The organism is Algoriphagus algorifonticola, from assembly GCF_007655305.1.
Lineage (GTDB): Bacteria > Bacteroidota > Bacteroidia > Cytophagales > Cyclobacteriaceae > Algoriphagus > Algoriphagus algorifonticola.
In genome coordinates this window covers 1-13837 of the sequence record NZ_VLOG01000060.1, presented here as the reverse complement: position 1 = coordinate 13837, position 13837 = coordinate 1, and the positions used below count along the sequence as shown (strand labels likewise).

The 13837-nt window shown below is 37.3% G+C and carries 8 protein-coding genes; 2 read left to right on the top strand and 6 right to left on the bottom strand.

The features are described from left to right. Positions 1–127 precede the first annotated feature (127 nt). On the bottom strand, positions 128–4153 hold the full coding sequence (locus FL972_RS16665; protein WP_144607076.1) for a hybrid sensor histidine kinase/response regulator transcription factor: 4026 nt from the start codon (positions 4151–4153) through the stop codon (positions 128–130). A gap of 239 nt (positions 4154–4392) precedes the next feature. Between FL972_RS16665 and FL972_RS16660 the strand changes: the two genes are divergently transcribed. Both FL972_RS16660 and FL972_RS16655 read left to right on the top strand, forming a co-directional pair. Then, positions 4393–5829, top strand: coding sequence for an arylsulfatase (locus FL972_RS16660; protein WP_144607074.1), 1437 nt, complete (start codon positions 4393–4395; stop codon positions 5827–5829). Positions 5830–5917: 88 nt separating this feature from the next. Continuing rightward, positions 5918–6172, top strand: coding sequence for a hypothetical protein (locus tag FL972_RS16655; RefSeq protein ID WP_317129958.1), 255 nt, complete (start codon positions 5918–5920; stop codon positions 6170–6172). 42 nt (positions 6173–6214) lie between these two features. Here FL972_RS16655 and FL972_RS16650 read toward each other — a convergent pair whose 3' ends face one another. The 5 genes from FL972_RS16650 to FL972_RS16630 all read right to left on the bottom strand — a co-directional run bounded on the left by FL972_RS16650 (position 6215) and on the right by FL972_RS16630 (position 13604). Further along, positions 6215–6613 (bottom strand): response regulator, encoded by a 399-nt coding sequence (locus tag FL972_RS16650; protein ID WP_186300139.1) that lies wholly within the window; start codon positions 6611–6613, stop codon positions 6215–6217. Continuing rightward, on the bottom strand, positions 6594–8720 hold the full coding sequence (locus FL972_RS16645) for a PAS domain-containing sensor histidine kinase (RefSeq protein WP_144607069.1): 2127 nt from the start codon (positions 8718–8720) through the stop codon (positions 6594–6596). The genes FL972_RS16650 and FL972_RS16645 overlap by 20 nt, the downstream gene beginning before the upstream one ends. After that, positions 8603–11797 carry a PAS domain-containing protein gene (locus FL972_RS16640; RefSeq protein WP_186300138.1) on the bottom strand — a complete coding sequence of 1065 codons (3195 nt, stop codon included), beginning with the start codon at positions 11795–11797 and terminating at the stop codon, positions 8603–8605. The genes FL972_RS16645 and FL972_RS16640 overlap by 118 nt, the downstream gene beginning before the upstream one ends. Positions 11798–12273: 476 nt before the next feature. Beyond that, entirely contained in the window at positions 12274–13149 is an 876-nt protein-coding gene (locus tag FL972_RS16635; RefSeq protein ID WP_250161379.1) for an IS3 family transposase, read from the bottom strand. A gap of 35 nt (positions 13150–13184) precedes the next feature. Continuing rightward, positions 13185–13604, bottom strand: coding sequence for a hypothetical protein (locus FL972_RS16630; RefSeq protein WP_144607063.1), 420 nt, complete (start codon positions 13602–13604; stop codon positions 13185–13187). Between the last annotated feature and the right edge of the window lie 233 nt (positions 13605–13837).

The following is a 13837-nucleotide window of genomic DNA, read 5'->3' as shown; positions in this document are numbered from 1 at the left end:
TAGCGGTGCTATGCTTCATTCTCCGCCTCAGGCGGATTGATTTTATTGCGGTTTGACCTCTCATTACAGATTCTAATGCAGAATCCGGGTTAAAAAAAGCACCCTATTGGATGCTTTTGAAAAGGTTTTATTCGGCTTTTTGGAGAATGAGTGATTTGTAATCCGAAGGAAGACATCCAAACTGCTGCTGAAAGGATTTTTTGAAATGCTTGTAATCATTGAAGCCTACCTCATAGGCGACCTGACTGAGCTTGTAGTCTGTTTGTAAAATCAACTGAGCCGCTTTTTTCAATTTGACAGAGCGAATAAACGCGGTAATAGATAGGCCTGTGAGGGATTTTATTTTTCTAAAGAGTGTGGATTGACTCATGCAGAGTTCATCTACCATAGTTTCTATTCCAAACTCCTCATTGAGCAAATTGGCATTGACCATGGAGATGGCTTTTTCAATAAACTGAGCATCCAAATCATGCTCCACCACTTCTTTGGAATCCGGTTCAAAGCGAACTTTATTTAAAAAGTATTCCCGAAGCTTTTTCCTGTTTTCTAGGATATTCTTAACCCGAGTCTTGACTATTCCGGGATTAAATGGCTTGGTAATGTAATCCTCAGCCCCTGTCTGCAGACCATCCATTTCGTAAGCAATGGATGTACGGGCTGTTAATAGGATAATTGGAATATGGGAAATATTGATTTGATTTTTTATTTCATAACAGAGTTTGATCCCGTCCATTTTAGGCATCATCACATCTGAAATCACCAAGTCTGGCATTTCCTTTTGAATCATTGCCAAAGCCTGCTCTCCATCTTCAGCTTCCCAAATATGGTATTCCTCACACAGTAGAGATCGCAGATAGACCCGAATATCTTCATTGTCATCAGCAATGAGAATACTGATTTCTTTACCTTCTTGATCAATTTTGAGAATATCCTTGTGCTCGAAGTCCAATTCTAACACCTTCTCTGTAGCAATTTTAGAATCAGTAGCCTCTTCCTTAACTTCAGAAAGATCTACATTGAGTGGTAAGGAGAAGAAAATACAAGTTCCGACTCCCAGCTCAGAATCCAAGTCGATTTTACCATGATGCAGATCCACAATATTTTTGGAAAATGCCAATCCAATCCCACTTCCGACCAGATTAGATGTTTCAGCATTTTGAACTTGATAGAATCTATCAAATACCAGTTTAGACTCCTGATAACTCATGCCGATTCCATTATCCCTAACACTTACTTTGATTGAATCAGAATTTTTGGTCAACTCCAAACTAATCGCTCCACCATCTTTGGTGTATTTAAAGGCATTTGAAAGGAGGTTACAAAGGACTATTTCCATTTGACTTCTATCGAAATCCAAATTCAACTGATCTAAATCACTTTCAAAATGATAGTTAATCTGCTTTTTAATGGCAAGGCTTTTAAAGCTGAGATACACCTCTTTTGCAAAACCCACAAAATCTGACCTAGTTGGATTCAATTTTAAAAGACCATGTTCGGATTTTCTAAAGTCCAGTAATTGATTGATCAATCCCAGCATTCGCTTTCCATTTGACTCTACCAAGAGCAGTTTTTCTTTTACCGTTTCTTTCAATTCGAAATTGCTGAGAAGCTCTGTAATAGGACTCAGGATCAATGTTAAGGGGGTGCGGAATTCATGAGAAATATTGGTAAAAAAGGTAATCTTAGCTTCGCTTAATTCATGCTCCTTTTCTTTTTCAATTTGGATAATGCGAAGCTCAGCTTCCAATCTAGCCTGCCTTGCTGAGACATAGCGAATCAAAAACAATATTCCGACAGTAAGTAGAAAATACCCTAGAAATGCCCACCAAGTCAGCCAGGGAGGAGTGTCGATTTGAATGAATAAACTCTTTTCCGGACTCCAGTCCTGATTATTTCTACTAGCTCTAAGCAATAATTCATAATCCCCCCATCTTAAACCAGTAAAACTGATTTGATTATTGGCTCCGAGATTTACCCACTCATCCTGAAGCCCTTTCAGCTTGTAGGAATAAAAAATATTATCTGCCCCCAAAAAGTCATTGACTGTAAACATCAGAGAAAGGTGATTCTGGCTGTAATCCAATTCTATTGACTCGGAGTTTTCAATGGAGTTTTCCAAAATAACCTTCCCATCCACCTCATCCCCAACATTCAGGGTTTTATTGTTGACAATCAGTTTGGTCAAAACCACCTGTGGAACCTCTATGCTTTCGGATATTTTAGACGGGTCAAATGAAATCAGTCCATTAGATCCACCGAAATATAAAAGTCCGTTTGCATCCTGAAAAGAGGATCCAATGTGGAATGAATTAATCATCACCCCATCTTCTCTATCATAGTTAATAAAGGATTTTTGAACTGGATTATATTTGGTCAATGAAGTCGTAGTGGAAATCCAGAGATTTCCGGATCTATCCTCTTCCAAGGCACAGATAAAATCATTGGTAAGACCGGATTTTCTGTCAAAGGAATGAACTAAATCCAGCAACTGACCTTCTTTCTTTAAAATGATCAGTCCTTTCGGTGTACCCAAATAAAGTAGATTGTCTTGTAAGTATAAATCATTGATAATACTGGGAGAAAGGGAGGAGCTCAGCAATTGATCTTGCGGAAGGAAGTTCCCGCTTTTTTCATCATACCTATTGATCCCGGAATAGGTTCCTATCCAAATCTCCCCGTTTTTAGATTCTTTGATCTGGCTTATTCTATTGTTAGACAAAGGATGTTCAGCATTGGTTTCAGAAAAAACAATCCATTTTCCAGTCTCCAGATTTTTGGTGGAATCAATCATTTTCAAACCTAACTGCTGAGTACCCAACCAAAGCCTATCTTTACCATCAACTAAAATGGCTGTGATTTTTTGATTTTTGAAATGCCGCTCGGGTTGGGTAAAATTTCTATTTCTGAAAATGTAAAGTCCTTGTCCAGTTCCTATGTATAAATCATTCTCCTTTTCGAAAAAACAATTAATTCGGCTAGGAATGACCTGACTTAATCTTGAAAAATTAGATTTTCCTTGGTTTGAAAATACTCCTTCTGTCAAAGTTCCTTTATATAAAAACCCCTTACTGTCCTTGAAAAATGCTGTGATATTATGATCCGGGATATTCTCCAAAGCCACATTTCTTGAGATTTCGAAGCCTTTATTCGGATACAAAATCAGGACTCCGCCATGAGATGTCCCCAGCCAGGCTATCCCATTTTCATCTATATCAATACTTACGATGATGGAATAATTGATATTATCAAATCCTGCTCCCTGAGGATTAGTATTGATTTTTCTAAAATTCTTGGCATCCTGGTCACTGATATAAAGTCCATCTCCCCAACTTCCAATCCATAGCCGGTTTTTTTGATCTATGGCCAAACTTTTGACATAGGTAGCTTCAATGGGAAGGAGCTCTTCGCTGAGGCTTTGGAGTTCGTAATCAAAATTAGCCAAGGAAACTTTTTTTCCCTTATTTCCTACAAGCCAAATTTTATTCCGCTTGACATCCTCTGTCAAATTAAAATAAATGTTTTGGGTTTGAAACCTTATTCTTCGACTTTCTGATGGGTCAAATTTATTGAGTTCCTTTCCTGCAATAAACCAGAGATTATCATATTTATCTCTGATGACATTGTAGACGGGTTGATCGGTAGGAAAGTGGTGGATCAGTTTTTCATTTAAGGGATCCAACACAAAAAGTCCACTACTCCAAGTACCCGCCCAGATATAGCCATTTCCATCTTGCTGAATTGAGATCACCCGGAGTTTTTTAGTGGTCAGTGATGAAAAAATATGATTCATATTTCGAATCGTATTTTTTCGGGTATCCATCACAGAAAGGCCTCCTTCTTTGGTTCCAATCCAAATTTTATTGGCTCCATCTTTAAAAAGAATTTCTATGTTTTCGTTTTCCAGTCCGGGATATTCCTCTCCAGGCCTAAAATCAGTAAAATTGTATCCGTCAAATTTGGAAATCCCTCCCTCGGTCGCGAAGAATTTCAAATTGTTTTCATCTGATACAACCTTGGTAACAAAGTTGCTCAGTAATCCCCTCCGGACATTCAACACATCTATCGAAAACTCCTCCTGGGAAGGCTCAATCTGCAAAGCAAAGGCTTGATGCAGCATCATTGAAGCCACTAGATACAGCAGTAGTGGTCTCATTTATTTTGGGTTAGTTAAAGCAATTTATTCTTTTTGATCTAAAATCCTTTGCTACAATCATTTTGATAAGCTAATGGTTTTAAAAAAAAGAATTAGCACAAATTAGCTTGATGCATAAGGAAAGCTGGGGTGAAATTGAGCAAGCGGGGGTATAAATCGTTCAAATACTATCTAAATGTGGCGGACGGTTTAGGCTTATTATTCAATCTTTTATAGTTTCATCACATACTCTAAAAACTATGTGCAAGAAATTATCCTTTTGGCTTTTTCTATTTCTGATTCACCTGTCAGCGAACGCTCAATCCAAGAGACCCAATGTGATTTTTATTTTGGCAGACGATATGGGATATGGTGACTTGGGAGTCACAGGTCAGGGAAAATTCCAAACTCCCAATATTGATCAATTGGCAAAGGATGGAGTCCTTTTTACCCAGCATTATGCCGGATCAACAGTCTGCGCACCTAGTCGGTCTGCATTAATGACTGGACTTCACACAGGTCATACGCCTATTCGGGGAAATAAAGAAATGCAACCAGAAGGACAATATCCACTTCCGGATTCCTTGATGACCATTCCCAAACTTTTCAAAAAAGCAGGCTACACTACTGCTGCTTTCGGCAAATGGGGATTAGGCTTTCCAGAGAGCAGTGGCTCTCCCGAAAACCAAGGGATCGATGAGTTTTTCGGATACAACTGTCAGCGATTGGCTCATCGCTATTATCCTGAATATTTATGGGAAAATAGAGAAAAATTCTTTTTGGAGGGCAATGACTGGACTGAGAAAACCACCTATGCTCCAGATCTGATCCATCGAGAAGCATTGAGTTTCATCAAGAAGCAGGCCCCTGGTAAACCATTCTTTTTGTACATCCCTTTGATCATTCCTCATGCAGAGCTGGCAGCTTCTTCGATGGAAAGAGTTAAAAAGTTCCATTCGGAATTTGGCGAGGAGAAAGCTCATGTTGCGGGAAAAGGTGGGGATTATGGCCCTAATATGAATTTGGGTGGTTATCAGTCCAATCTATATCCTAGAGCAACATTTGCCGCCATGATGGAGGAAATGGATATACAGGTTGGGGAAATCGTGCAGTTACTGAAAGAGCGGGGAATGGATGAAAACACACTTATTATATTCACCACTGACAATGGACCCCATCTGGAAGGAGGGCATGATCCGAATTTTTTCAATAGCAATGGTCCTTACAGGGGTTTCAAAAGAGATTTGTATGAAGGGGGAATTCGGGTGCCTATGATAATGAGATGGCCATCTGAAATTTCAGGCGGAAGAGTTAGTGAGCATACTTCTGCATTTTGGGACTTTTTGCCAACATTTTCGGAAATGCTGGAGATTCAATTGGATCAGCTAACAGACGGAATATCCATGCTTCCAACTATGCTGAATCAGGCAAAACAAAATTCCCATGAGTATTTATATTGGGAATTTATCGAGCAAGGAGGCAAACAGGCCATTCGAAAAGGAAAGTGGAAGGGAGTTAGAACAGGTCTGCAGAAAAATCCAGATGCAGCATTGGAATTATACGATTTGGAAACTGACCCAGAGGAGAAATACAATCTGTCTGAAAAATACCCGGAAATTGTTAAGGAGTTAATGCTTGATTTGAGTCAGGCAAGAACAATCAGTCCCGTCTGGCAACTTTTCCCAGGAGAAAAGTGATTGGATAAGTAGTATAAATTCTGTTGCAGCAAAGGTTCCCCCGATTTTTGGAATGCTTATCTTGCGGAAAATTTTAGAAGAGTAGCTTATGATGTTTGATAGTCCCGACTATCCCTGTGCATTGGATGAACACCTTTTTAATACCTGGATGGAAAAAGGAAGAGAGAGTATGATTTCATATTCTTATTTGCTGGTTTTTTGGGATGAAATGGATGAAAAATACCTTCCTATCTATGCAGAGAAAAGAACCGAAATCAATAACTATGAGCGATATGGAGAATCTCCCGGCAGACAATTGTTAGTTGCTGCCTATGACCTACATTCAGAGTCAAGGGTGGCTTGATTTATTCTAATCTAAAAAGTGCATTTTTTTGTCTCTTAGGGATTATCTCAGATTTTCCTCATAGCGGCTTAGAAAATGCTTGAAAAGCCTAGGATCTAAGGGTTTGACAAAATGGCCATCTGCTTGTAACCTTTGAATCTCAGCTACATCTTTTGAGGCTGTCGATGAAGTGAGGAATACAATCTTAAATTTCGGATTGGGTATTTTTTTTCTAATAAACTGAAGAATTTCCAAACCACTTTTTTGAGGAAGGTTGATATCCAAAATGACCAAATCTGGGGATGAATTCCCCAAATTTTCTTTTGAAATTTCTTCAAAATATTGAATAGCTGACTCTCCTTCCTGAAAAGTAATGAGCTGATAATCAAGCCCAATATCTTCCAGAATCTCTTTTGTCAACAAGACATCCCCCAAATTATCTTCAACCAATGTGATTTTCATAGTCATTTTTAGGAATTTTGAAGGAAAAGATAGAGCCGACCCCAACTGTGGAGTTTACCCAGATTTCTCCTCCAAGTTTTTCTACAATTTTTTTCACAATAGCTAATCCCAATCCGGTGCCAGGAATTTTATCTCTTGTGTGAAGCCTTGAAAACAGTGCAAAGATTTTATCTAAATACTCTTCCCTGATGCCCAGGCCATTATCTTTCACTTGAAATAGGTAATGCTCACCTTCATCCTTGACTGATATATCTATTTGTGGTTCCCTTTCAGAATCAGAGTATTTCAATGCATTACTTATCAAGTTTTGAAAAACTTGAAATAGCATGGATTTATTAGAAAATAAGACTGTTGAATTGGAAAGAGAAATTGTAGCCCCTTTTAACTTGATTTCCTTGTTGAGGTTAATTTTCAAAGGTTCCAAAATTTCCTGAAAATCAAATAGGCTCAGTGTTACGTCTTCTTGTTGTACTTTGGAGAACTCCAATAAATTGAAAATGATTGCCTTCATTTGCTCAGAACCCTGAACAGCGAAGTCAATGTATGTCAGAGCACGTTCGTCCAGAGAATCCTTGTATCTCTTTTTGAGTAGCCCCATAAAACTATTTACCATTCTTAGCGGCTCCTGGAGATCATGAGATGCAACGTATGCAAACTGTTCCAACTCTTTATTTGATTTCTCTAGCTCAAAAGCTTTTTTCTTTAAGTTCTCATTGAGCGTTTGGAGCGACTTTTCATAGTTTTTTTGATAGGTTATGTCCGTCATAGACCCTAAGGCACGAATTACAACTCCACTGCGATTTCGTATGATTGTACCTCTATTAATGACATAAGCGTATTCATCATTCTTAATTTTAATTCTGAATTCCTGTTGAAAATTGCTTTCATTGGGACTTTGAAAAGCCTGGCAAAGTCCATCAAATATTTTATCGACATCTTCCTCGAAAATAAATTTCCGCACTTCTTCCAAGGAAGTAATTTTATTTCCAATCTTATACCCTGTCAACCGCTGAAACCCCTCTCCAATAAAAAATCGATCATTCTCCAAATCATAATCCCATATTATATCATTGGTTGCATTTGAAATCTTGACGAATCTTTCGTTAGACTGTTTGATTTCTTCTTCTGCCAGTTTTCTTTTGGTGATATCGGTAAAAAATACTGAGAACCCCACTTCGGATATATAGATATTCACCTCAAACCATTTATCAAAGTCCTGAAAAAAGTCTTGCTTATGAATGTGACTTGATTTCTTTTCTTGGATTTGTCTTAAAAATCTCGTGAATTTTTTTCTGGTATCTACAGGAAAGAGTGGCCAAATACTTTTTCCAAGACAATCTTCCCTAGGAATTTGGATTAATTCCTCAGCAGACTTATTCCAATAGGTTACTTGCCCAATCCAGTTAACTGCAAAAAAACCATCCCCTATGCTTTCTAATATTTTATTTTTTTCACTCAAAGCATTCTGGATCTGAAGCTCACTTAGCTTTTTAGCTGTCACATCTTGCACATAACCATAAAACCTAATCAGCTGCGAGTGGTGACACTCGGATTTTACCACAAAGTGAATCCACTTTAATTCCTTTTCTCCTACAAAAACAGAAAAATCCTCCTCAAAAGACCCTGATTTCAAGAGCGCCTTCTTGATAAACCTTGAAAAGTGTCTTTTTACCTTATGGTCAGTGAATTGAAATAGATTAAAAAAATCAATAGGACTCTGATTATCAGCCTGCAGGATCTCTATTAAGTTTTTTGAGAATCTATAGTCAGCAATCACCCCATCTTTCAAAATAGCCTCCCAGCTTCCGATCCTGGCAATCTTGGCAATATTTTGAGCCATTTCTGCAAGTTCAAATCGCTCTGTTACGTCTACTATCAATGAATCCCAAACTACCGATCCATCGTGCTTTTTGGAAGGATTCCCAAATCCCTCATGATACACAATTCGACCATCTGGGTTAAGGTATCTCCAGGTAGAGCTAAATCGTCTCAGGCTCTTGGAAGATTGCAGGATAGCCGACTGAAGCTTCTCAGCATCCCCACCTGCTTTAATTCCCTCCCATATTTGCTTGATAGTGACTCTGCTTCTGAGGGGCTGAATCCCCATATCCCTTTACTTCCCGAACTCACGTGCATGACAGCAAAAGATTTATCCTGATTTAAGGCAAATTGAAAGATAACTCCAGGTACATTATTAGATATGTCTTTCAGTCTTATTTCAGCATTCTTTTTTTCGTTTATGTCCTGAATACTTCCCGTTATTGCTGAAAAAGATTTACCATCTAATTCTACGGCACCAATTATTCGGACCCATTTTTCGCTTTTATCTCCATCAAGAATCAATTCCTCAAAATCAAAATCAGCTCTCAATTCCGAAGCCTCTGCTATTTTTTTTTCAATAGTTTCAAATGCTCTTTTTCCGATCAATGCCTTAAGCCTCAAAGAACTCATCTTATTGGAGCCATGATATCTAAGAATCTCTTTAGACTGATTGGACAAATGGATTATTCGCGTCGAAGAAGAAAATTTCCAACCTCCCAATCTGGAGATTTTACTGGCATTTTCTAATAACTTTTCTATTTCCTTCAGTTCGGTTATATCTCTCCCATAAAGAAAAAAATACCTGCCAGATCCATATTTTTCTGAAAATGAACAAGAGATTAGTTTTTGCTTTGCATCTTTCGAAATAAACCTAAAGATTGAATGCTTTGCCTGTGTCTGATCGATTCTGAAATTTGGTTGATCTTCCGAATGAATCAACTCTAAAATGGAGCGGTTTTCAATTTCCTGTTTTTTATAACCGGTCAAGTTTGAAAATGCTGAATTTACCTTAACCAAGGATAAATCAGAAGATATAATCGCCATTAAATCAGGTGCTTGATTAAAAAATGAAAGCAATTCCTCTTCTTGAATTTTTCGGGTAATTTCCGCTCCAAGATACTCTCCTATTTCTGCTAAATAAATGTTATCTCCCTGATAGTCTATGTCGGGATCAGTTGAAGCAACAAGAATAAGCCCTATAAACTCTTTTTTGTTAAGTAAAGGAATTGTGTAAGTTGATTTGATTCCAGCATACAGAGCCGGTTCTTTTCTTATAAATTCCTGAGAAGCCTGTAAACCACTTAAGTAAACGCATGATTGATCTTTCCAAGTTTTTCCTGGTAGTCCTTCACCAATTGATAACTCGGAAATTTGACCCGGAAAGGAATAGAATTTTTGTGAGACAACAGATTTAGAAAAAAAAGAGACCATATTGATTTTCTTTTTCTCCAGGTCAGTAAGCCAGATTTCTGCAAGGTCAAATTGACCGAGTTTAGCCAAATACTCAGAAGTTTCGATCAAAATATCTTTTAGATTTTTTTTTCTGTTTCTAAAAAATCCACTTATCTGAAGTTGAACTTTTTTCTGAAGTTCAATCTTTCTTTCGTAGGTTAAATCTCTCAATACCCCTATCCATCTAAAAGGATTCCCATTTTCATCCCTAAGCACGTAAGCCACCTCATCTATAAATGCGTAGCTACCGTTTTCTTTTCTCATCCTGACTTTAATCTTCCATTGATTCTTTTTGGAATTCAAAAATGCAAGAAGGCTTTCTTTATATTTAGAGATATCCTTTTCATAAATCAAACTGACGAAATCGGCTCTTGAAAACTGTTCTTTATGAGTTTTGAATCCAAATAGTTTAAAGAATGCAGGCCCAAAATGAATTTTATCAGAAGACAAATCCCAATCATAGATCGCGTCTTGGGTTGCTTTATTCACAAATTCATATCTCTCATTTGCTTTTTCAAGGCTTTCTAAGTATTCAGATTTCAAAAGAAGTAAGGATAATAATCTACCGCTTCTTTCAATTAAATAATCCTCGAGTTTTCCGGGGCTACGCTCTTCCTTCAAATAGATTGCTAGGGTGAAAACAGCCTGTCCTTTATTATTTAAAATAGGAATTGAAATACATGCTCTGATTTTAGTCTCCATTATCAAATTATAAAAATTCTTCCATTTGGGATCTGAAAGAATTGAAGGAGAAATCACTTTCTTTCCGAAATAAGCTGCAGTTCCACAACTGCCCACTTCAGGCCCAATAGGTATTCCTGCGAATCCATTAATCAAAATAATCGGTAAACTTGGAGACACCAAATTAAATAACCTGTTCTCTCTAATTCGTAAAATAGAGAAAACAAGCGTAGGGAAAATTGACTCTACCTGATGAATAAAATTTTTTAAAATTTGTTCCAAAGAAATCTTCCCTACAATGCTGGATTTAATAGCTCTTTTCTCGATTGAGTCCAGCACATTCAAGAGATAGGCTTTCCCTAAGAATTCAACCGTACCCAAAACCCTTTTCGGCTTATGGTTTTCATCTCTTTTAATAATCGCCAGGCATTTTAAATGAAAATACGTAGAATCATTTTTACGAAGCCTGGTATAAAACTTTATTTTTTGTTTTTTAGGATCCTTAAACACCTCTTGAAACAGGCCTGAAATTCGGTTAAACTCCAGCCTAGGAAGCCTATCAAGTATTTCTAAATAGACTTCATTTTTATCTCCATTGAGAACTGAGATTTTTCTTCTAAACCCTTTAGAAACATAAAGTACATTTTTACCCAAATCATAGTCCCAGAGCTCCTGTCCAGAAGATCTCAAAATTGTTTGGAAACGCTCATTGGAAGCTTTTAGATTTGCTTGAAGACTTAATAATTCAGATTTTTTTGTTTTAAGTTCGAATAAGGCACAAATCTGATTGGCCATAAGTTTTAAGCTTGAAACCTGAAATTCAGAAAGAGTTTTGGGAAAATTATCAAATACACACAAGGTTCCAACTGCAACTCCATTTTCAGTATATAAAGGAAGGCCTGCATAAAACCTGACATTTGATTTTTTTGAAATTTCCCGAATTTGACTGAAGCGGGTTTCTCTCATGGCATCCTCAACTATAAAAACAGATTCTCCGCTAAGGATCGCATATTTGCAGATAGAATCATTAATTGGACACTCTTTTTCAGTAATCCCATAAGAAGACTTAAAAATTAATTTTTGATCATAAACCAATGTGGTTAAAGCAAATTCTACTCCACATAACTGGGCTGCAAATTGAGTGATTTCAGAAATGTCTTTATCTGAAATTTTCAATAAATCCCTGTTAAAAACCTCATTATCGATTTTTTTATAATCAAGCCTTTTCATTTCCATTTTTTAACAGAACAGATGCATTTTCATACCGTTCATTTATATTAAAGTTAAAAATCTGTTTTTCGATTTCCAATTTTAAACCGTAATTAAAAATGAATATTATATAGAAACCATATTACAATTTCAAGTTTCCATTAGCTAGATATAATTCATCTAATCATTAATGTATTTGGAGTTTAAAAAACAGATTTTCACAAAATTCATACAACCTATGCCTCCTCGATTAGTACTTTTTTGATGTGATAAAAGCTCGCTGTTCAATTCTTTAAACAAAGACTAATATTGGAGATGCCTTAGCTGTTAAATACCAGATCAAGCACCTGGACAACAAAAAATCAGGAAATTCCCGCAGACAGATACGAGACAAATCCCCCTTTGGAAACGTAAATTTAGTATGTGACTCGTCCTAAAAAAGGTTTACAGGTTATCGTTTAAATCCTGATACTGATTGACTGTTTTTGTTAGTCCGTTTATTGGTTTACAAGTGTACGGTTTTTGGGATAATAGTTTTTCCACAATCGATCTGTTTTTTGATTGGTTTGATGGATTTCCTCAGGAGTTTTGTTTCCTATACTCATGTGAGGTCGTTCTTGGTTGTAGAGGTTGACAACTTGGGAAAGCAACTCATTTGCTTCTTGAATGGAATTTACTTCGTAACAATCCAGGTATTCTCCTTTAACAATTCCATTGATTCGTTCAGCCAATGCATTTTCTAACGGATCACCGTTTTCGGTCATACTGATCGCTATACTATTGTCCTGTAATAACTTGACATACTCTTTACAGCAATATTGAATTCCTCTGTCTGAATGATGGATCAGGCCTTCTACTGGTTGTTTTAACCGATCCAAAGCCATTTGAAGGGCATGGATTGGCGATTCAGCTTCCAGCGATTCACTGAGATGGTAGCCTACGATTTTATGTGAGAACACATCTGTTACAAAACTGATGTAAAGAAACTTATCCTTAAACCTCCAATATGTAATGTCGCTAACCCATAACTGATTGATTCCATCAGCAACAAATTCACGGATCAGATTTGGATATTTTCGAAGCCAATGACTTGAATAGGTTGTAGTTACCCGTCTGTTTCGGCGGCGAATTAACAACTGATTTGCTGCCAAAAGATCAAACAGCGCATCTCTACCCATCTTGATCTGATGATCGAACATGAAGGCTTCCAGCTTCACCATGAGCTTGCGGCAACCCATTTTTTTATGGAATTTTCTGATTCGTAACACCTCCTTGATCACAAGCTCCTGTTCAAAGCTAGTTTCTTCCTTCTGCCAATAATGCTGATAATAGGCCTGTCTGGTCATACCAAATAATAAACATAAACGACTCAGAGCCTGTCGCTGATGCCTTTCCTTTAAGGTGGAGATTACTTGGTGTCGGACTTTTTTCTGATCGGAATTTTCAGTTCCTTTTCTGCAATTTCGATCATGAGCTCATAGCCTTCGGCTTTCAGCTGGGCATTCTCAAGCTGACGCTCCAGCTCTTTGATGCGTTTTTGAAGGTCTCTTGGTTCTTGCGGGTTGTCTTTGGTTGCCAAAACAGGTTGTTCTTGTCTGATAAAACCTAAAGATAAATGTCTTTTTATTGGATTTTCAATTCTATCACAATAACCTAACATTCGCATCCATTTAAGCATTTTTCCATGTTCTGTAGATTGACCGGTATACTTCTTCCAAATCTCAACTTTAGAGTAATTCCCTGAAAGATACTCTTTGATCATTTCTTCCCGCTCAGCCCAACTCAGAGATCCTATGCGTCTTGTTTTTTTTTCTTTTGGTCGTTTCATAGTAGTTTACTTTGTGTAAACTCAATTCAGGACAAGTCAATGGGACGACTTCTTTTTTCAAAGGGGGCATGGGGGATTTTGCATGAAATACAATAGAAATAAAGAAATACGCCTTCGGCGAGATAATTAAAAGATACCTGAAAGATAATTTTTAAGATATGCCTTCAGCAAGATATTTATCCCGTAGGGATTTCAGCTCGGTAGCAAAATTGAGCACTAACCCATCTCCATGC